Genomic DNA, 19,178 nt, shown 5'->3' with positions numbered 1-19,178 from the left:
GTCACTTTTGATTATGCTTTACAACATGTTATGGCGCGCTAGAGTGTCGGAATGGTAAAGGAAAGACACGAGATTGAAGAGTTGCAAGAGGAGACGATTTGCTCCTCTTGTATCGGCGAAGCCTACCTCTCGGCACTCGTTGAAAAACACGAGTCTGAACAACTTTGCTCATATTGCGGAGAGGAGGCTCCATGTCTCACGCTGGAAGCACTAGCCGACGCAGTCGAGACCGCCTTCGAGAGCCATTTTGAGCGCACTGCAAACCAGCCGAACTCGTATCAATATGCCATGCTTCGGGACAAAGAGATCGACTACGATTGGGATCGCGATGGTCAGCAAACCGTCTATGCGATTATGGACGCGGCAGACATATCGGAAGAAGCGGCGCACGATGTCCAAAACATTCTGGAATACCGGAATTTCGACTTCGAAGAAGCGGCCCTGGATGATGAGTGCGAATTCTCCTCGGATGCCCACTATGAGGAGGTCATGCCGGGTGATAGTGATTGGCGGGAGCGCTGGGATTACTTTGAATCGCTGATCAAGACGGAGGCGCGGTTCTTCAGCCGTACCGCATCTGGTTATCTGGGAGAACTTTTCGACAAAATCGAAAATATGCGTACGGCAGACGGCACTCCTTTGGTTGTATCTGCCGGACCGAAGAGCGACATTACCCATCTATATCGCGGGCGGATGTTCCAGTCCGACGAGCCGCTTGAAGAAGCGATTTCCCGTCCAGATCGCGGCTTGGCCGCGCCGCCCGCTTCGGCGGCAGGAGCGGGCCGCATGAATGCGCGCGGTATCTCTGTTTTCTATGGGGCTACCTCACCAGACATAGTTCTCGCAGAAGTCCGCCCTCCAGTAGGCAGCAAAGTCGCTCTTGCGCGCTTCAACATCATTCGCCCATTGAAACTGCTTGATCTGAGCGCACTGGATAACGTTCACGAGAGCGGCAGCATTTTTGATGCCGAATATGCCAACAGGCTCGGTCGCATGGCGTTTCTCCAGACTCTGAGTAACCGGATGGCTAAGCCCGTCATGCCCGACGATCAGGAAATGGCGTACCTGCCGACGCAGGCCATTTCCGATTACCTTGCAACTGAAAACAAGATGCAGCTGGATGGCATCTTGTTCCCCTCGGTTCAGGTTGGTGGTGATGGGGTCAATCTTGTGCTGTTTCACAAGGCTTCGCGGACACGCGAAATAGATATCCCGAAAGGCACAGAGATCAGTGCGCGCACCTACACCCAGTATGAAGACGGCCCCGAGCCGGATTATACGGTCATTGAGGAAACCCCGCCCGAAGAAGATGCTGATGAGGCTGACGAGCGCAAGAAAACCGGACCACGTTTCTCCGACATGCTCGGCATGGATTGGGAAGATTATGCAGATTACGACCCGCGTGAGAAAACGCTTGAAATAGACCTTGATTCAGTCACGGTTCACGAAGTTCGCTCTGTCCGTATCGACACGGGCAGTTATTCGGTTAAACGGCACAGATGGGAAAAGAAAGACCCGCCATTTTAGGGCAGCATGTTGGCTAGGCCGGACGCAAACGGCTGATGCTCGCAAAGAGCTTTTTGGTCCAGTCTCCAAGATCATCTGGAATGCCAAGCTCGCCGAGATCAACGCCGTTGGACGGCTCAAATGTGTGCCCACCGCTTACATCATCTGCCGCTGCCTCTGGCGAGTGATAAGAACCAAGATTGTCTTCACCGTACATCACCTTCCAGCGCCCGGCGGGCTCAGGCAAGATGCTCACTGTGCCTTGCTGTGTATAGAATTGATAATAATAGACATCTCGCTCCATGATCTACCCCGATTGTTTTCCGTTTCATTGGCAAAATTTTACCAGAAACCAGGTCAGAAGTCACCTCTGCCATCCGGCGACGAAAAGGTTATCACGGCCAACCTGATAGTTGACCGCGATGAGGTTAGAAGCCTGGCTGACGAGAGCTAAGTTCATTCTCGATATTGCGCATCGATGCCAAGGCATCGCGGCGCTGCTCTGAGCCGCGCGGGGCAGCGGCAAAGGCATTAAAGGCCTGCTTGAGAAGGCCGTGCAGCTCGGCGGTATTGCGGGATGCTGCTTCAAAGCGTGAGACGAGTTTCATCGTATCCTCCTTTTGCTTCAAGGAGGCCCCGAACCACTCAGGGCCTTTCGGCCCCACGCACATCATCGGCCCAGCAAAGGCCCCTGGTGTGTTCGGGTGTCTGTTTGAAATGCGAAATGGTGGATGGGTATGAAGCGCTTAGACGGTTTGAGACGGACATCGCGTCCAGCACTGCTGGAGCAACGCGGCCTTGATTACAAATGGTCTGTATATGCCTGTCAGCCGCCCGTCTTGATCTGGCAAGCGCGGCACGTTGCCGCCCCAGTTACGGATTATCGCTAGAGGACTAATGCACGCGGCAGCTTTAACCGTGAGCGCGGGTCGTCATGGTCTGGCCGGATTTCTTCTATCTCGCGCCGTCTTTCTATCCGTTGTCTCGGTCTGGCTTGCAACAAAAGCCCATGAATCCCTGACCGGATGCAGCTCAGCCTTCAATGTCCTGCCCGCTCCAAAAATCCGTGTTGAACATGAAGTCTGATCCTTTGCCTCCGGCTTGTCGGGAGGGCGTTAGCAAGCAAGACCCAAACAAAGGAGAAACAACATGGCACGCGAAAAAACCAACCAAACACTCCCATTGAACGCGCCGGATTATCTGGCATGGCACGTGAATCAAAAGGGCGAAAAGTCCTTCTGGACCAACGTCGGAGCCGCATGGAAGCACAAGGACGGGCGGGGATACACACTCCAACTGGAAACCTGCCCAATCAATGGCCGTATCGTCCTGCGCCTGCCGCTGGCAGATACTCCAGAAACCTCAAACGAAGCGGGGCGCTCATGAGCGCTCCCATCGCAAAGAAAGAATTTCGCATCGATCCATCCCGCTTTGAATCAGGCACCTGGTGCCACAAGAGGGATAAGATCATCGGCGAAGGTGATATCGCCGCCTCCTACAGCGCCGATAAGATCGGACTCGAAGGTGCCGTGAGAAAGCCGTTCAAATGGCAAAACGCCATGTGGGTGAACACCGGAATGGTTTCCAATGGCAAGTCACGCTCCGTTGAAGCTTACCAACTCATCCCTGCAAAATTCTTCGATGGAGAGCCGCAAACTTATGGCCAGATTGTCCGTAGCAACACAGCAGCAGGACAGCGCCAAGAAGGTTTCTATCACGGTATGCACGTCCAGCACGGCAAGCGGCCCTACGTCTTGATCGGACCAAGCGTCATCTTTCTTCCGTCTGAAGAAGAAACGCCTCAGCAGATTAATCTGCTTGATTTACTTTAAGTAAAGAGCCGCCTCAGATGGGGCGGTTCTTTCTTATTGTTCTATTTATGCTCGAATTCATCTTCGCAAATCGCGCAAGTTTGTGGCAATTCAGCTGCCTTCTTGCCACGGCTCCTGTTTTCCCAACTCATCAGATATCAGCTTCAATTCTTCAATGAAGCGATCAAGCTGATCCTTGGTTAGCGTTACGCCTTTGTAATGATCAATTAATTCGATGATGCGGCAGCCTTTCGGTGTCACTCTGAGGTGCAAGAAGTTTGCGCCATCCGGACCTAAGCTTTTGATGATCGTATCACATTCTTCCTCTAGATGATCATTATGATAAGAGTGATAAACTTCCTGCCAATCGTCGTCATAGTCAATCATCACTGTGTCCTCTCTGTGTAACCGTTAGGTTATGCTGACTGACGCCCGATTTGCTAGCTTGGCGTGTGGTCATCTTCGTCGTCATGCCATTCTTCACGCTCTGCGCTCGGTTTGAACTCCGGTACCAGCACATCGGGCTTTCCCAATCGGGCATGGGTCAGCCGAATGGCCAGCCGGATAGTGTCCTCAGCGGCAAGCCGAAAGTGCTTGGCCAGATCGTTTAGTTGTGCGGCGTGTGCCGCGTCCAGATTGAGCATTAATGTATGTCGCATGTTGGTAGTCATGGGCGACCTCCTTTCGTTTGCTCGTTAAAATTCAGGGCCGTGATCAAAACCACGATCACGACTCCTCTCGCGGGAACGCTCACGGCGCACCCGTTCAAGCTGGTCATCACGCTTTCGCGTCTGTTGCTTGTCCTTGGCGATGTCCTTTGCTTTTTGTGCAGCATCAAGACTCGGCACATCCCCACGCTTCATGGCGATATAGGCTGCAATCTCCTTGCGGATTTCGGATACTTCGCGAGCGCGGTCTTCGCGCATTTTGTTGATAGCCGTCTGTAGCCTTTGCCTTTCATCAAGCTGGCGCTGGACGAGCGCATCCTTCTCGGCGCGGTCACGCTGCCATGCACGCAAGGCTTCAAACTCATTGTCCTGTTTGATCTGTGAAAGCTTGCCCGTCAGGCGAGACCAGATTCCGCTGAAACCCTTCGGCAAACGGGCAGCACGTTCTGCCATCTCGCGCTGTTCGCGAAGCTGGATACGTTTTGTCGCCTCATCGCGTTGCTGCTGATGGCGCGCGATCAGCTCTTGCCGTTTCATCTCCACAGCCGGGGAGGCACGGCGATAGCCAGCATCGACGTCATTCAGATAGGATTTTAGCTTGTCCGTCATGCGCGAGGCGATTTGCGCCTTAGTCTGATCAACGCTAGGCAGATCAGCATCCTTGCCCAGACGCTCGCGCACATCCTTTGCCTTCACGCCCGACCAGCGGGACAGCGAGAAGGTTTCACCGCGCACATCAATGGCAACGGCTGATCTGCGATCACCCTTTGCAAGGAAGAAGCCTTTTTCTTCCAGCGCAGCCTTCAGGGCTTCGGCACTATCCGAATTCTTCCAGGCGTCCTGAATAGCCGCCTTGATCAGCTTCGAGTCTTGCTTGGCGCGTTTGGCCTGTTGCCATTCTTCGCGGGAATAGTTGAGAGGATTGCGCATCGAGCGATCCAGCATGCCCTTTGGCATGTCCCATCCGTTTTCCAGATAGATATCGCGCGATACATCCATCAGCTTTTGCTTGAAAAAGGCCATGTTTTTGGCGCGCATCGCATCACTGTCGATACGGCTCCATACGGCATGGGCATGGCGTCTGCCTTCCTTTTCATGGAAGACGATGGCGCGTTGATGATCGGTCAGATCAAGCTTGCGCTCAATCCGGTCAATCGCTGCTTCGAAAACGTGGCATTCCACCTGTTTGTCCTGCGGCGGGTTCAGGCTCATTGAGAACAGGTGATTTTTGCACTTCGTGCCTTTTGCCAGCGCTTCCGCTTCATCGAAGGCCGAATCCAAATCATCGCTTACGAACCCACGTAAATCATGTAGTTCAACATGCTCATTGTCCTTCATAGACATGAGGTATCTTGCAAGTTGGGGCGCGTTTCCGCGTTCTTTGGCTTTGAGGATCATTATGGCCCTCCATATTTGAGGGCGCGCATCAACTCTTGGCGCATCGCGGCAATATCCGCGCAGGCTTGGCGCAACTCGCTTTCGGTCTCCGGTGTGACAGGCAGAGCGCCAACATTCACCGCTTTGGCGAGCTGATTGACGTTTTGGGATAGTTTGCTTTTACCAAGCTGGCCAAGAACACGGCCCAAAGCTTTGGGATTAGCGCTTGGCGCGATCTTCTTCTTGTTCTGGATGGCATCCTTCAAGACAGCCTTGATGTAGGCACCAAGGGGCATATCGCCTGCGAGATCACGCAGAGCAGCTTTTTCGGCAAAGGACAGCCGCAGCGAGAAAGGGGCTTCCCGTTTCTTGGCATCATTGCCAGCGGCTATGTCATTGAAATTATGGCGCGATATTGTCATTGTCGCACCACAGATCACTTAGATCATGTTGTGCGAGCTGGCTTTCCCAGTCCTGTAGAGCCTCGAACAAACGGTTCGATTCTACTACAGTGAGGTCCACCATTCATTTCCATTTTGCGAAGCAAAAAGTTCGATCCAGTGGATCGAAATTCGGAAATGAATGTTCCGAGCTCCTGCGAGGAACCCGGTGGATGTGTTTCGCGATTACGTATTTCGTTCGCGCATCGTCCGACAGCGAACGGGTTGATGGTCGAACAAAGCCGCGCCCCTACCCCTTCAGATAGGCCGTCAACGCCGCCTCAACCCCTTGATCCCAGATCAGCGTCAGCCAGCGCGTAAAGCTGTCCCGGAACACCGCGTTGTCAGACAGATCACCGTACAGCTCGCGCTGGTCCAACCATATCACGGGGCGGGTCTTGGCCGCTTTGGCGGCAGCGTTCAGGCTGTCCCAGATGGGATCGTTGGCGGCTATTGCGCTGCCGTCCTGCCGTGTGCCCTCGCACATGCGCGCCCAGATGGCTTGCGACAGGGACAGTCCCTCGATGGGGTCGCCCTTGGCCAATGCATCGCGCAGGGTGGGCAGGATGAACCCGGTCTGGCGCGAGGAGCCATCAAAGGCCACGCGGCGCACCGTGTCGACGATTTCGGGGTTGGAAAAGCGCCGGTCAATCAGGTTGACGTAAGTTTCCGGCGTCATGCCGGGCACCGGGTCGACCTGCAACGCGATCTCGGTTCCGGCCACGCGGCGAAAGTAGTCGCCGATCAGCGGGTGGGCCATGCAGCCTGCGATGAACTCGACCGAACAGACCTCGCCCGCATCTGCAATCAGCTGGTGACCGCCATTGAGGATACGGATCTTCATCGCTTCGAATGCGTGCACATCATCCGTGAACGTCGCGCCTGCCTTGTCCCAGTCGGGGCGGCCTGCGCAAAAGGAATCCTCGATCACCCATTGGCGGTAGTTTTCGTGTGTCACCGGGGCGGCGTCGTCGATGCCAAAGCTGCGCACCAGCTCCAGCTCTTTCGGGCCGGTGGCGGGCACAATGCAATCGACCATCGAATCCGGGAAGGTGCAGTTGGCGTCGATCCAATCCGCAAGGGTCGGGTCCGACAGACGGGCCAGCGACACCAGAGTCTGGCGCAGGATGCGACCGTTGCCCTGCAGGTTGTCACAGCTTTGCCCTGTGAACGGACCGGTGCCTGCATCGCGGCGCAGGCGCAATGCGGCAATCATCGCACCAAAGGCGGTGCGGGGCGTGTCGGGGTTGGTCGCGTCGTGGACCATATCCGGGTGCGCGGCATCAAAGGCCTTGGTGACCGGGTCGATATAATACCCGCCTTCGGTCACGGTCAGGGCCACGATGCGGATCATCGGGTCGGCCATCTGTGCGATCAGGGCGGCATTGTCCGCCTCGACCGGGACAAAGCCGATCATCGACCCCGTCACTTCGGCAGAGCGGCCTGTCGGGTCCAGTTCGATCAGCGTGGTGAGGTAGTCCTGCGCCTCGAGACGTTTGCGCTGCGCCTCGTCGCCGGCGCGCACACCAGCGCCGATGATGCCCCAGTCCATCGCGTCACCCTGCTGCATCAGGCGGTGCAGATACCACGCCTGATGCGCGCGGTGAAAGTTGCCCAGACCAATATGCACGATGCCCGGACGGATCGCAGAGCGATCATAGGCCGGCACATTTACAGCGGTGGGCAGGTCACGCAGACCGGAGTTCGAAAGCTTTTGTATCGAGTCCAACATCAGTTCATCCACTTGCCACTTTGCACGGGTTCCGCCTGCGGGATCAGCAGACCCCGCATCGGTCTGTCTGTCCCGCGCGCCGTGTCCGTCACGCGGAACTGCTGTTGCATTCGCTGCCTCATGACATGCGCAAACCGTCTGCCCCGAACTTGTGGATTTGCGAGGCAATCGGTGTGAGATGAACAGTGTCGCCATGGCGCACCGACACGTCACCGCTGGCGCGCACGGTCATCGGATCACAGCCGGGAATGCCATGAATGTGGATGAACGTGTCGGACCCCAGATGCTCGGCCACACCAACGGTGCCCTGCCATTGTCCTTCGGTCGTGGATACCTCGATGTGCTCGGGGCGGATGCCGATGGTGTGGGCGTCGTGCTTGGCCGCTTCGGGCCCTTCGATGAGGTTCATCTTGGGGCTGCCGATGAAACCGGCAACGAACTTGTTGCGCGGCGTGTGATAGAGCTCAAGCGGGCTGCCCACCTGTTCGATCACGCCGGCCTGCAGGACAACGATCTTGTCGGCCATGGTCATGGCTTCGACCTGATCGTGGGTCACATAGACCATGGTGGTGGCCAGTTTCTTGTGCAGTTCGGAAATCTCCATCCGCATGCCGACCCGCAGGGCAGCGTCGAGGTTGGACAGAGGCTCGTCAAAGAGGAAGGCCGCCGGTTCACGCACAATGGCGCGTCCAATGGCTACCCGCTGACGCTGACCGCCGGACAACTGGCCGGGGCGGCGATCAAGGTAGTCGGTCAGGTTCAGCGCCTTGGCCGCCGAAGCGATCCGCTTTTCCTGTTCGGCCTGATCCATGCCCGCCATCCGCATCGGAAAGGCGATGTTCTTGCGCACCGTCATATGCGGATAAAGCGCATAGGACTGGAACACCATCGCGAGGCGCCGCTTGGCCGGTGGTAGGGCCGTTGCGTCCGCGCCGTCGATCTCGATCAGGCCAGAGGTTGTGTCCTCAAGTCCCGCGATCAGACGCAGCAGGGTGGATTTGCCGCAGCCCGACGGGCCAACAAAGACCACGAACTCGCCATCGTTGATTTCAAGGTCCAGAGGCGGGATGACTTCGACGTCACCGAATTTCTTCTGAACCTGCTTGAGCTGAATACGTCCCATAGTGGTGCTCCTTATTTCACTGCGCCGAAGGTGAGACCCCGGACGAGTTGTTTCTGGCTGAACCAGCCCATGATCAGGATGGGTGCGATGGCCATGGTCGAGGCCGCACTCAATTTGGCGTAGAACAAGCCCTCGGGGCTTGAGTAACTGGCGATGAAGGCCGTCAGGGGGGCCGCTTTGGCCGCCGTCAGGTTCAGCGTCCAGAACGCTTCGTTCCAGGCCAGGATGAAGTTGAGCAGCATGGTCGAGGCGATGCCCGGGATCGCCATCGGCGTCAGCACATAGAGGATCTCGGATTTGAGGTTGGCCCCGTCCATCCGCGCCGCTTCCAGGATCTCGCCCGGAATTTCACGGAAGTAGGTGTACAGCATCCACACGATAATCGGCAGGTTGATCAACATCAGGATGAAGGTCAGCCCATAGACATTGTCGAGCAGCCCAAACTGAATGAACAACAGGTAGATCGGGTAAAGCACGCCCACCGCTGGCAGCATCTTGGTCGAGAGCATCCAGAGCAGGATGTCCTTGGTCCGGCGGGACGGCACAAAGGCCATCGACCAGGCTGCAGGGATCGCGATGATCAGCCCGAGGATAGTAGAGCCCCCCGCGATGAAGATCGAGTTCCACAGGAACCGGCCATAGTTGGACCGCTCCATCACGGTGGAATAGTTCTCGGTGGTCCACTGAAAGAACAGGAACACCGGTGGGTCACTGATCGCCTGGGCTTCGGTCTTGAAGCTGGTCAGGATCGTCCACAGGATCGGGAAGAAGATCAGCAGACCGATAATCCAGGCCGCGGCGGTATTGATCGCCTTACGTTGGTTTGTCACAGCACGTGCCATAATGTCGTCCTCCCTTGTTCAATCGAGGTTCTTGCCGACGATGCGCATCAGGAAGATGGCAACGATGTTGGCAAGGATGATGGCGTAAACGCCGCCCGCAGACCCAAGTCCGATGTTCTGACTTTCAAGCACACGCTGGAAGATCAGGTAACTCAGCGTTCGGGTGCCAAAGGCGCCACCGGTGGTCACGAAAATCTCGGCAAAGATGGCCAGAAGGAAAATCGTCTGGATCAGGATCACAATAGTGATCGCGCGGCTGAGGTGCGGCAGCGCGATAAAGAAGAACCGCGACAGGACGGAGGCCCCGTCCATTTCGGCCGCTTCCATCTGTTCGCCGTCCAGCGACTGGATGGCCGTCAGCAGGATCAGAGTCGCAAAGGGCAGCCATTGCCAGCTTACGATCAGGATGATCGACGGCATCGCCGCATCTGACAGCCAACTGACCGGCTCAGCCCCGAAGAATTTCCACAGGTGCGCAAACAGCCCGTTGGTGGGATCCATAAAGATATTCTTCCACACCAGCGCGGACACGGTCGGCATCACAAAGAACGGGGCGATTACGAGGATACGCACAACCCCCTGCCCCCACATTGGCTGATCCAGCAGGATCGCGAGCAGAACGCCCAGCACGATGGTGATGACCAGAACCCCGATCAACAGGATCAGCGTGGTCGAGATCGCGGGCCAGAACGAACTGGAGGTGACGAAACGGACATAGTTGTCGAACCCGGTCCAGCCCTGATCTCCACCGCGCAGTGGCAGGTAGGTGCGGAACGAGAACCACAGGGTCATGATCAGGGGGACCAGCATCCAGCCCAGCAGCAATACGACGGCAGGGGCCATCATGGCGCGGGCGGCGGATCGGGAAGCTTTGGTAGCCATTTTGACACGTCTCCTCTATGAGCAGCGGCCTGTCACGGCGCTGCCAGATGGAAAAGGTTAGCTTGTTTGGCACTTGTTATACAGAGGGCGACGCGAACACCGCCGCCCTCTGGTTTAGTGAAGCAGGGCTTACTTGTAGCCAGCCGCTTCCATAGCTTCGTCAGTGATGGCCTGAGCCTTCGCCAACGCTTCTTCTACGGTCTGTTGACCTGCATAAGCCGCCGAGAATTCCTGGCTGACTTGTGTCGCGATGCCCGCAAACTCCGGGATCGCGGCGAACTGGACACCCACATAGGGGCTTGGTTCCACAGTCGACTCGTTGGGATTGGCCGACAGGATGGAGTCCAGTGTCATCTGTGCGAACGGTACCTTCTGGTACTCTGGGTTCTCGTACAGCGATGTGCGTGCGCCCGGAGGCACGTTTGCCCAGCCTTCGTTGGCTGCGACCAGCTCGATATAGCCTTTGCCTGTGGCCCATTCGATGAACTGCTTGGCTTCAGCTTCTTGCTGTGTGCCCGCAGGGATCGCCAGCGCCCATGCCCAGAGCCAGTTGGAGCGTTTGCCCAGACCGTTGTCGGGTGCCAGTGCAAAACCAACCGAATCTGCAACAGTGGAACCGTCGCCTGTCACGAAGGACGCCGCAACTGTGGCGTCGATCCACATGCCGCATTTACCCTGGTTGAACAGGTTCAGGTTTTCGTTGAAGCCATTGGTGGCGTAACCGGACGGGCCGGATGCATCCATCATGTCCTTGAAGAAGTTAAGAGTGTTGGCCCATGCGTCGGTGTCAAACTGCGCGTTCCACTCCATGTCGAACCAGCGTGCGCCAAACGAGTTGGACATCGCTGTGATGAACGCACCGCCCTCACCCCAACCGGCCTTGCCGCGCAGGCAGATGCCGTTGATCTCGTTGTCGCGGTCGGTCATGGCAGCCGCCGCGTCGCGGATGAATTCCCATGTGGGGGCTGCAGGCATTTCCATGCCGGCTTTTTCCATCAGGTCGGTGCGATACATGACCATCGAGGATTCACCGTAGAACGGTGCGGCATAGAGCGTGCCGTCATGGCTCAGGCCACCGGCCATTGCGGGCAGGATGTCACCGGCGTCGTATTCGGCGGACAGATCGTCCAGCGGCACAAGCCAGCCATTGGCGCCCCAGATGGGTGTTTCGTACATGCCGATTGTCATGATGTCGAACTGGCCACCCTTGGTGGTGATGTCCGTTGTCACACGCGAACGCAGAACGTTCTCTTCCAGTGTGACCCACTCGACGGCGATGCCGGATTCAGCGGTGAATTGATCAGTATAGCCCTGCATACGGATCATGTCGCCGTTGTTGACAGTTGCGATCGTGATCGTGGCCGAGTGGCCATCGGCTGCTGCGATGCCAGCTGTCAGGCCAAGGCCGACCACCGTACTCAGCAGAGTGCGTTTGATAGACATTAAGTGTCCTCCCTTTTTTACACACGGAAAGAATTGCGTAAAGATGACTACAGGTCAAGAGATTTTCTTAACGCTCAAAAACCGGGCACTGCGCGGCACGCATGGTCTTACGCTTGATCAGGGCCGACCTATTGATTCTAAAGGCAGACTCCGCAAAGCGCTGCCTCCTCACATTGCTTTCCATATCAATGAACTAGGGCGATCCGCCTGCCTTTCCACGGGCATTTCCGTGAAAAACCGACCTTTGCGCGAATCTGTAAACACCGTTCATGTGGCAAAGGAGAGCCTGTAAACGCCCCGCCATGGCCTGAAATGGCCTTGGATCATCAACAAAAGCACGTTCGGACACGTTTGTCCGCGCCCGCGCCATGATGCCATTTGCACGACAGACCTTGTTTTGTGGACTCAAGCACCCCTGCCCCAAATACAAACAGCAGCGCCGAATCGAACGAATCACAACACATCAGCCAGATGGCTGGCGTTCTTTCATCGCGAAAACTTCTGGTGCAGCGCAGCCCGCCCTTTCACCCCAAAAAACAGCGAAACCCCTGCTGCGCAGCCCCAACTCATGTCAAAATACGCGCATTTCTTTCACACGTGTAATAATCTGACGCTATGATAAACCGCGGCCTGTTTCGGATCGTCATCGACGGACAGAGACCATCTCTATGCGCCTTAACCCATTAGCTTTGAGAATTGTCGGAGTTGGGCCAGCACCCGTCGCCCGAAGATCGCAGGAGCGCCTGCGCAGCCCTCAGACCCGGCCGGTCCACCACATCCAGACCACCACCGCGGCGACGATCAGCAACAGATTGAACCCGATCATCGCACCGACCCAAATCCAGAACCCTTTACGCCGATCCGCCCGGTCGATGGTGTCGAGCCAGCGGACCACGGCGTCCTCGGCCTGTGCGAGGGCCGCGCCGTCGACTTGGCGCAGCAGCCGCGGGTTGCCACCAAGACCTTCTGCATCCACGATCAGCCGGGCCTGCGCGTGAAGCCGCTTGGGCAGCCGCCGCCCCGTCTTGCGCAAGGCGGAAGACAGCGATTTGGCGCGGACGCCAAAGGCCCCGGTCAACGCGCTTTGAATGCGCGCGCTGTGCTTTTTGATGCTGTCTTCGCTTACCATCCGCATCGCACTACCCCAGCGATGCCTGCCAGTTCAATCCCTCTGGTTCACGCGACATTTCCGGGCTAAGCCTGCCCCATGCTTGCCTATACAACCCACGGGGATGGCCCCGGCACACCGCTGTTGATTGTCCACGGCCTTTACGGGTCGGGGCGCAACTGGGGTGTGATCGCCAAACGGCTGTCGGACACACGGCGCGTTGTCACGGTGGACATGCGCAACCACGGCACCAGCTTTTGGGACGATGACAACAGCTATGCCGCGCTGGCCGGAGACCTGGCGCAGGTCATTGATCACCTCGGTGCTCCAATGGATGTGGTTGGTCATTCCATGGGCGGCAAGGCCGCGATGGTGCTGGCCCTGACCCGGCCCCACACGCTGCGCCGTCTGATCATCGCTGACATCGCGCCGATCGGGTATATACACACACAGATGCAGTTCATCACGGCTATGCGCGCGGTGGACCTGTCCCTCTTGACCCGCCGTTCCGAGGCCAACGAGCAATTGGCCCGCCTTGGGGTCGAACCTGCGCTGACCAGTTTTCTGACCCAGTCTCTCGATATCAAGGAACAGCGTTGGCGACTGAACCTCGACGCGCTGGCGGCGAATATGGACAGTATTATTGGCTTTCCGACGCTCGAGGCCAGCCACGAGGGGCCGACCCTATTCCTGAAAGGCGCCGAGTCGGATTACGTCACGCACGACCATCGCCCCACGATCAAGGGACTGTTCCCAGAGGCCCGTTTTGCCAAGATCCCGGGCGCAGGACACTGGTTGCACGCGGACAACCCACGCGCTTTTGAAGCGACCGTGAGGGCATATCTGGACACAATCGCGGGCTGATCCTTGACGTAACCCCCTCGCCCGCCCCACTTTTACAGCAGGAAGTGGCAAGAGGAGTGGCGCAATGTGGGACCAGCTGCTTGATCGATTTCTAACTGGCATGATGGTCGAGGACCGTCTGTCCATCACCTATCCAAATGGCGAGACGCGCCATTACGGACCCGAAACCGGCGCGCATGCGCATCTGCACTTTGCTGATACTGCGTCTGTGCGTGCGATCATCCTGAACCCGGACCTCGGCCTTGGCGAGGGGTACATGGACGGGCGTGTGACACCGCGCAACTGCACGCTCGAAGAGGTGATGACCGTCATCGTGCGCAACCGGTTCAAAGGGCGGATACCGCCTTGGGTGCTGATCGCCAACCGCGCTCGGTTTCATGTACGCGGCTTTCTTCAGCGCAATGCGCCGCAAACGGCGCGGCGCAATGTGGCGCATCACTACGATATCTCCGACGATCTCTACCGCCTCTTTCTGGATGCGGACATGCAGTATTCCTGTGCCTATTTCCGCGACCCGGACATGACGCTGGAAGAGGCCCAAGTCGCAAAAAAGGCCCATATCGCCGCCAAGCTGCGGCTGGAACCGGGCATGCGGGTGCTGGATATCGGCTGTGGCTGGGGCGGCATGGCGCTGACCCTTGCACGCGATTACGGCTGTGCGGTCACGGGGATCACACTGAGCGAAAATCAACTGTCCACAGCACGCAAAAGGGCCGCCGCCGAAGGGCTGTCGCCGCTGGCGCAGTTCGAGTTGCAGGACTACCGCCATGTCGACGGCAGGTTTGACCGGATCGTGTCGGTAGGGATGCTGGAACATGTGGGTGTGCCCAATTTCGACACCTACTTTGCCCGCGTGGCCGAATTGCTGGACCCGAACGGGATCGCGCTGATCCACACCATCGGACGCTCCGGCCCACCCATGGCGCAATCAAGCTGGATCACCAAATACATCTTTCCCGGCGGCTATGTCCCGTCTTTGTCCGAACTTGCCCCCGCCGTCGAACGCTCGGGCCTGTGGCAGGCGGATATCGAGGTGTGGCGGCTGCACTATGCCAAGACGATCCGCCACTGGCGCGAGCGGTTCGAGGCCAACCTGCCCCGGATCAGCGCGATGTATGACGACCGGTTTGTGCGCATGTTCCGCTATTACCTGACAATCTGCATCCTCGCCTTCGAACATCAGATGCAAGGGGTCTATCACCTGCAACTGGCACACAAGCGCGATGCGGTGCCGCTGACGCGGGACTATCTCTATCCGCCCGAGACTGTGATGCCCGCACAAGCGCGATCAAGGCAGAATGCGCACAATCAGCACGCATTGACCCAGATTTGACCACATTCTCGCCATGTTCGACGGCCATCGTGGATGAAACGGACAGGACGTATGCCCGTCCGGGTCCAGAACGGAGGTCGCAAGACATGGAATACGGACAGCGCCAGGAACTGAAAAGCGAACCTGCAAGCGAACGCACCACGCGTATGATGCGGTCTGTTCGCGAAATTCTGGAAGAACAGGGCCAGGCCCACCTTCTGGATGACGCCAACTTTGAGTCTGCAAGCGAAGCAGCAACAATGCCGCCCCGCCCCATGCCCGGTGCGGCGACGGCAGCCTGCGCTGCAGAACGTGGCGGCGTACAGCGTCCCCCGCATTTGCGCGGCGCGATGAGTGCGCCCAGCAAACCGGCTCCGGCACCAGCTGCGGCCCCGGCTCATGCGCAAACTCCGACCCCTGCCGCAACAGCAGTGCCCGTCGGCGCGCCGATTGCTGCCGCTTCGGAACAATCGCGCTCGCTCCTGTCGCGCCTGATCGGACGGTAAATCTCCTCCCTTTCCAAATAGGATCGCATTTAAGCACTATCGGGGGCCATATGGCCCCCTTTTACATGCGTGGCTGGTGCCAATTTCGCAGGTGCGCCGCGAATGCGCCTGCCCCCCCTTGCACCTTCCCGCACCATGCCTATAACGCAGACAATTTGCTTGCGCCCGGTGGCGCAGCCACGTGTCACATCCGGGGGGCCAGGGATGCCAAAGCGTACCGACATACAGTCGATCATGATCATCGGCGCGGGCCCCATCGTTATCGGACAAGCCTGCGAGTTTGACTATTCCGGCGCCCAGGCCTGCAAGGCACTGCGCGAAGAAGGCTACCGGGTCGTTCTTGTGAACTCGAACCCGGCCACGATCATGACCGATCCCGGGCTTGCCGACGCCACCTACATCGAACCCATCACCCCCGAAGTTGTCGCCAAGATCATCGAAAAGGAACGCCCCGACGCGCTGTTGCCCACCATGGGCGGACAGACCGGCCTGAACACCTCGCTCGCGCTTGAGGAAATGGGCGTGCTCGAGAAATACGGCGTCGAAATGATCGGCGCCAAGCGTGAAGCCATCGAGATGGCCGAAGACCGCAAGCTGTTCCGCGATGCGATGGACCGCCTTGGCATCGAAAACCCCCGCGCCACAATTGTGACGGCGCCCAAGGATGCCAATGGCAAGAAAGACCTCAATGCCGGGGTCGCCATTGCGCTTGAAACACTCGAAGACATCGGCCTTCCGGCCATTATCCGCCCGGCCTTTACCCTTGGGGGAACAGGTGGCGGCGTGGCCTACAACCGCGACGACTATATGGCGATCTGCCGTTCTGGCATGGATGCCTCACCAGTGGGCCAGATCCTCGTGGACGAGTCCCTGTTGGGCTGGAAAGAATACGAGATGGAAGTTGTGCGCGACACGGCCGACAACGCCATCATCGTCTGTTCCATCGAAAACGTGGACCCGATGGGCGTGCACACCGGGGACTCCATCACTGTGGCTCCGGCGCTGACGCTGACGGACAAAGAATACCAGATCATGCGCAACCACTCGATCGCCGTGCTGCGCGAGATTGGCGTGGAAACGGGCGGCTCGAACGTACAATGGGCGATCAACCCCGTCGATGGGCGCATGGTGGTGATCGAGATGAACCCGCGCGTGTCACGCTCTTCGGCTCTGGCCTCCAAGGCGACAGGTTTCCCCATCGCCAAGATCGCGGCCAAGCTGGCCGTGGGCTACACGCTCGACGAGCTCGACAATGACATCACCAAGGTGACGCCCGCCTCTTTCGAGCCCACAATCGACTATGTCGTGACCAAAATCCCCAAATTCGCCTTCGAAAAATTCCCGGGCTCCGAGGCCACGCTGACTACGGCAATGAAATCCGTGGGCGAAGTCATGGCCGTTGGCCGTACCTTCCACGAGTCCCTGCAAAAAGCGCTGGCGAGCATGGAATCCGGCCTGACGGGCCTCGATGACATCGACATTCCCGGCGCACCCGACAAGGCCGCCATCGTCAAGGCGATCTCGGTGCAGACCCCGGACCGGTTGCGCCTGATTGCGCAGGCCATGCGCCACGGGCTGTCGGATGATGAAATCCACGGCGTCACCATGTTCGACCCCTGGTTCCTGTCGCGCCTGCGTGAAATCGTACAGGTCGAGGCGCATGTGGTCGTGAACGGCTTGCCCACGGACGAGGAAGGGCTGCGCGCGCTCAAGATGATGGGCTTTTCCGACGCCCGACTTGCCAACCTGTCGGGTAAGAGCGAACAGGACGTGCGCAAGCTGCGCCAGGATGCAGGCGTCACCGCCGTGTTCAAGCGTATCGACACCTGTGCCGCCGAATTCGAGGCCCAGACGCCCTATATGTATTCCACTTACGAAACGCCGGTCTTTGGCGATGTGGAATGCGAGGCCCGCCCGACGGACCGCAAAAAGGTTGTGATCCTGGGCGGCGGCCCGAACCGGATCGGTCAGGGGATCGAGTTTGACTACTGCTGCTGTCACGCCTGTTTCGCGCTGACCGACGCGGGCTATGAAACCATCATGATCAACTGCAACCCCGAGACGGTGTCGACCGATTATGACACCTCGGACCGGCTGTATTTCGAGCCTCTCACCTTTGAACATGTGATGGAAATCCTCACCAAAGAGCAGGAAAACGGCACCCTGCACGGCGTCATCGTACAGTTTGGCGGACAGACCCCGCTGAAGCTCGCCAATGCGCTGCAGGAGGCGGGCATTCCCATTCTCGGCACCACGCCGGACGCAATCGATCTGGCCGAAGACCGCGAGCGGTTCCAGAAGCTTGTGCAGGGTCTCGGCCTCAAGCAACCGAAGAACGGCATCGCCCATTCTGACGCCCAAGCCCTTGAAATCGCGGAAGGGATCGGCTTTCCCCTCGTGATCCGCCCCTCTTACGTGCTGGGCGGGCGCGCGATGGAGATTGTGCGGGATATGGGCCAGCTCAAACGCTATATCGCCGAGGCGGTTGTGGTGTCGGGCGACAGCCCCGTTCTGCTGGACAGCTACCTCGCGGGCGCGGTCGAGTTGGACGTGGATGCGCTTTGTGATGGCACCGACGTCCACGTCGCAGGCATCATGCAGCACATCGAAGAGGCGGGCGTGCATTCCGGTGACAGTGCCTGTTCGCTGCCTCCCTATTCCCTCTCGCCCGAGGTGATTGCCGAGGTCGAGGTGCAAACCCGCGCCCTTGCCCTGGCTCTGAACGTTGTTGGCCTGATGAACATCCAGTTTGCCGTGCAGGGAGAGGATATCTTCCTGATCGAGGTCAACCCGCGCGCCTCGCGCACCGTGCCCTTTGTGGCCAAGGCGACGGACTCAGCGATCGCCTCCATCGCCGCGCGCATCATGGCAGGCGAGCCGCTCAGCAACTTCCCGCTGCGCGCACCTTACGATGCGACCGCCAGCTATGACGCGGTGCTGCCCCTTGGCGATCCGATGACGCTGGCCGATCCCAACATGCCGTGGTTCTCGGTCAAAGAGGCGGTACTGCCCTTCGCCCGCTTCCCCGGCGTGGATACGATCTTGGGCCCTGAAATGCGCTCTACTGGCGAAGTCATGGGGTGGGATCGCACCTTCGCGCGCGCCTTCCTCAAGGCGCAGATGGGTGCAGGCATGGTGCTGCCAAACGAAGGATGTGCCTTCATCTCGATCAAGGATGCGGACAAGACGCCCGACATGCTGGAAGCCGCGCAAATCCTGACGGGTCTCGGCTTTACCCTTGTCGCGACGCGCGGCACGGCAGCGTGGTACGAGGGTCAAGGCGTGCCTTGCGCGACCGTGAACAAGGTCTATGAGGGGCGGCCCGATGTCACAGACATGATGAAGGACGGACGCATCCAGCTGGTGCTCAATACCACCGAAGGGGCGCAGGCGGTCGAGGATTCCAAGTCCATCCGTTCCATCGCGCTTTATGACAAGATCCCCTATTTCACCACTGCCGCCGGGTCCTATGCCGCCGCCCTCGCGATCCGCGAACAGGCGCAGGGTGATGTGGGTGTGAAGGCGCTGCAGGGCTGACACAGAAACAGGCAGATGGTGCCCTGC

19 protein-coding genes are annotated in these 19,178 nt (G+C 58.4%); 7 read left to right on the top strand and 12 right to left on the bottom strand.

Going from position 1 to position 19,178, the window contains the following annotated elements; translation table 11 throughout:
• Nucleotides 1-51: 51 nt before the first annotated feature.
• Nucleotides 52-1,527 (top strand): RES domain-containing protein, encoded by a 1,476-nt coding sequence (locus Q1A89_RS05800; RefSeq protein ID WP_299724828.1) that lies wholly within the window; start codon nt 52-54, stop codon nt 1,525-1,527.
• A 13-nt stretch (nt 1,528-1,540) separates the two neighbouring features.
• Here the strand turns inward: Q1A89_RS05800 and Q1A89_RS05795 are convergent, their stop codons facing one another.
• Together Q1A89_RS05795 and Q1A89_RS05790 are read right to left on the bottom strand one after the other, a co-directional pair.
• Nucleotides 1,541-1,810, bottom strand: coding sequence for a hypothetical protein (locus Q1A89_RS05795; RefSeq protein WP_299724826.1), 270 nt, complete (start codon nt 1,808-1,810; stop codon nt 1,541-1,543).
• Between the two features lie 124 nt (nt 1,811-1,934).
• On the bottom strand, nt 1,935-2,114 hold the full coding sequence (locus Q1A89_RS05790) for a hypothetical protein (RefSeq protein WP_299724824.1): 180 nt from the start codon (nt 2,112-2,114) through the stop codon (nt 1,935-1,937).
• A gap of 541 nt (nt 2,115-2,655) precedes the next feature.
• Between Q1A89_RS05790 and Q1A89_RS05785 the strand changes: the two genes are divergently transcribed.
• Entirely contained in the window at nt 2,656-2,892 is a 237-nt protein-coding gene (locus Q1A89_RS05785; RefSeq protein WP_299724822.1) for a hypothetical protein, read from the top strand.
• Nucleotides 2,889-3,338, top strand: a complete 450-nt coding sequence (locus Q1A89_RS05780) for a hypothetical protein (protein WP_299724821.1) — start codon at nt 2,889-2,891, stop codon at nt 3,336-3,338. Before Q1A89_RS05785 ends, Q1A89_RS05780 begins: the two co-directional genes overlap by 4 nt.
• A 90-nt stretch (nt 3,339-3,428) precedes the next feature.
• On the opposite strand, the gene Q1A89_RS05775 is transcribed toward Q1A89_RS05780, so the two are convergent.
• From Q1A89_RS05775 to Q1A89_RS05730, 10 genes are all read right to left on the bottom strand, one after another.
• The gene (locus Q1A89_RS05775) at nt 3,429-3,704 is read right to left on the bottom strand and encodes a hypothetical protein (RefSeq protein WP_299724819.1); all 276 of its coding nucleotides are present in this window, start codon (nt 3,702-3,704) and stop codon (nt 3,429-3,431) included.
• 53 nt (nt 3,705-3,757) lie between these two features.
• Nucleotides 3,758-3,988, bottom strand: coding sequence for a hypothetical protein (locus Q1A89_RS05770; protein ID WP_299724817.1), 231 nt, complete (start codon nt 3,986-3,988; stop codon nt 3,758-3,760).
• 24 nt (nt 3,989-4,012) lie between these two features.
• Nucleotides 4,013-5,383 carry a relaxase/mobilization nuclease domain-containing protein gene (locus Q1A89_RS05765; RefSeq protein WP_299724815.1) on the bottom strand — a complete coding sequence of 457 codons (1,371 nt, stop codon included), beginning with the start codon at nt 5,381-5,383 and terminating at the stop codon, nt 4,013-4,015.
• On the bottom strand, nt 5,383-5,784 hold the full coding sequence (locus Q1A89_RS05760; RefSeq protein WP_299724813.1) for a hypothetical protein: 402 nt from the start codon (nt 5,782-5,784) through the stop codon (nt 5,383-5,385). The genes Q1A89_RS05765 and Q1A89_RS05760 overlap by 1 nt, the downstream gene beginning before the upstream one ends.
• 268 nt (nt 5,785-6,052) lie before the next feature.
• Nucleotides 6,053-7,534, bottom strand: coding sequence for a mannitol dehydrogenase family protein (locus Q1A89_RS05755; RefSeq protein WP_299724811.1), 1,482 nt, complete (start codon nt 7,532-7,534; stop codon nt 6,053-6,055).
• A 118-nt stretch (nt 7,535-7,652) separates the two neighbouring features.
• Complete coding sequence (locus Q1A89_RS05750) at nt 7,653-8,657, bottom strand: ABC transporter ATP-binding protein (protein ID WP_299724809.1); 1,005 nt, start codon at nt 8,655-8,657, stop codon at nt 7,653-7,655.
• An 11-nt stretch (nt 8,658-8,668) separates the two neighbouring features.
• A complete protein-coding gene (locus tag Q1A89_RS05745) occupies nt 8,669-9,499 on the bottom strand; it encodes a carbohydrate ABC transporter permease (protein WP_299724807.1) in 831 nt (276 codons plus the stop codon).
• A gap of 18 nt (nt 9,500-9,517) precedes the next feature.
• Nucleotides 9,518-10,381, bottom strand: a complete 864-nt coding sequence (locus Q1A89_RS05740; protein WP_299724805.1) for a sugar ABC transporter permease — start codon at nt 10,379-10,381, stop codon at nt 9,518-9,520.
• 129 nt (nt 10,382-10,510) lie between these two features.
• A complete protein-coding gene (locus Q1A89_RS05735) occupies nt 10,511-11,824 on the bottom strand; it encodes a sugar ABC transporter substrate-binding protein (protein ID WP_299724803.1) in 1,314 nt (437 codons plus the stop codon).
• A gap of 754 nt (nt 11,825-12,578) precedes the next feature.
• Nucleotides 12,579-12,959, bottom strand: a complete 381-nt coding sequence (locus Q1A89_RS05730; RefSeq protein ID WP_299724801.1) for a hypothetical protein — start codon at nt 12,957-12,959, stop codon at nt 12,579-12,581.
• A gap of 72 nt (nt 12,960-13,031) precedes the next feature.
• Here Q1A89_RS05730 and Q1A89_RS05725 point away from each other — a divergent pair, with 72 nt between their 5' ends.
• From Q1A89_RS05725 to carB, 4 genes are all read left to right on the top strand, one after another.
• Entirely contained in the window at nt 13,032-13,796 is a 765-nt protein-coding gene (locus Q1A89_RS05725; protein WP_299724799.1) for an alpha/beta fold hydrolase, read from the top strand.
• A gap of 64 nt (nt 13,797-13,860) precedes the next feature.
• Nucleotides 13,861-15,129 (top strand): cyclopropane-fatty-acyl-phospholipid synthase family protein, encoded by a 1,269-nt coding sequence (locus Q1A89_RS05720; protein WP_299724797.1) that lies wholly within the window; start codon nt 13,861-13,863, stop codon nt 15,127-15,129.
• 86 nt (nt 15,130-15,215) lie between these two features.
• A complete protein-coding gene (locus Q1A89_RS05715; protein WP_299724796.1) occupies nt 15,216-15,614 on the top strand; it encodes a hypothetical protein in 399 nt (132 codons plus the stop codon).
• Nucleotides 15,615-15,818: 204 nt separating this feature from the next.
• Entirely contained in the window at nt 15,819-19,151 is a 3,333-nt protein-coding gene (gene carB / locus Q1A89_RS05710) for a carbamoyl-phosphate synthase large subunit (protein ID WP_299724795.1), read from the top strand.
• The last annotated feature ends 27 nt before the right edge of the window (nt 19,152-19,178 follow it).

The organism is uncultured Tateyamaria sp. (assembly GCF_947503045.1).
Taxonomy (GTDB): domain Bacteria; phylum Pseudomonadota; class Alphaproteobacteria; order Rhodobacterales; family Rhodobacteraceae; genus Tateyamaria.
The sequence above is the reverse complement of the archived record's forward strand: the minus strand, read 5'-3'. Positions and strand labels throughout refer to the sequence as shown.

Bases quoted from the DNA above. Each gene is read 5' to 3' on its own strand.
- Q1A89_RS05800 (WP_299724828.1), top strand. From the start codon at position 52: ATGGTAAAGGAAAGACACGAGATTGAAGAGTTGCAAGAGGAGACGATT.
- Q1A89_RS05795 (WP_299724826.1), bottom strand. From the start codon at position 1,810: ATGGAGCGAGATGTCTATTATTATCAATTCTATACACAGCAAGGCACA.
- Q1A89_RS05790 (WP_299724824.1), bottom strand. From the start codon at position 2,114: ATGAAACTCGTCTCACGCTTTGAAGCAGCATCCCGCAATACCGCCGAG.
- Q1A89_RS05785 (WP_299724822.1), top strand. From the start codon at position 2,656: ATGGCACGCGAAAAAACCAACCAAACACTCCCATTGAACGCGCCGGAT.
- Q1A89_RS05780 (WP_299724821.1), top strand. From the start codon at position 2,889: ATGAGCGCTCCCATCGCAAAGAAAGAATTTCGCATCGATCCATCCCGC.
- Q1A89_RS05775 (WP_299724819.1), bottom strand. From the start codon at position 3,704: ATGATTGACTATGACGACGATTGGCAGGAAGTTTATCACTCTTATCAT.
- Q1A89_RS05770 (WP_299724817.1), bottom strand. From the start codon at position 3,988: ATGACTACCAACATGCGACATACATTAATGCTCAATCTGGACGCGGCA.
- Q1A89_RS05765 (WP_299724815.1), bottom strand. From the start codon at position 5,383: ATGATCCTCAAAGCCAAAGAACGCGGAAACGCGCCCCAACTTGCAAGA.
- Q1A89_RS05760 (WP_299724813.1), bottom strand. From the start codon at position 5,784: ATGACAATATCGCGCCATAATTTCAATGACATAGCCGCTGGCAATGAT.
- Q1A89_RS05755 (WP_299724811.1), bottom strand. From the start codon at position 7,534: ATGTTGGACTCGATACAAAAGCTTTCGAACTCCGGTCTGCGTGACCTG.
- Q1A89_RS05750 (WP_299724809.1), bottom strand. From the start codon at position 8,657: ATGGGACGTATTCAGCTCAAGCAGGTTCAGAAGAAATTCGGTGACGTC.
- Q1A89_RS05745 (WP_299724807.1), bottom strand. From the start codon at position 9,499: ATGGCACGTGCTGTGACAAACCAACGTAAGGCGATCAATACCGCCGCG.
- Q1A89_RS05740 (WP_299724805.1), bottom strand. From the start codon at position 10,381: ATGGCTACCAAAGCTTCCCGATCCGCCGCCCGCGCCATGATGGCCCCT.
- Q1A89_RS05735 (WP_299724803.1), bottom strand. From the start codon at position 11,824: ATGTCTATCAAACGCACTCTGCTGAGTACGGTGGTCGGCCTTGGCCTG.
- Q1A89_RS05730 (WP_299724801.1), bottom strand. From the start codon at position 12,959: ATGCGGATGGTAAGCGAAGACAGCATCAAAAAGCACAGCGCGCGCATT.
- Q1A89_RS05725 (WP_299724799.1), top strand. From the start codon at position 13,032: ATGCTTGCCTATACAACCCACGGGGATGGCCCCGGCACACCGCTGTTG.
- Q1A89_RS05720 (WP_299724797.1), top strand. From the start codon at position 13,861: ATGTGGGACCAGCTGCTTGATCGATTTCTAACTGGCATGATGGTCGAG.
- Q1A89_RS05715 (WP_299724796.1), top strand. From the start codon at position 15,216: ATGGAATACGGACAGCGCCAGGAACTGAAAAGCGAACCTGCAAGCGAA.
- carB (WP_299724795.1), top strand. From the start codon at position 15,819: ATGCCAAAGCGTACCGACATACAGTCGATCATGATCATCGGCGCGGGC.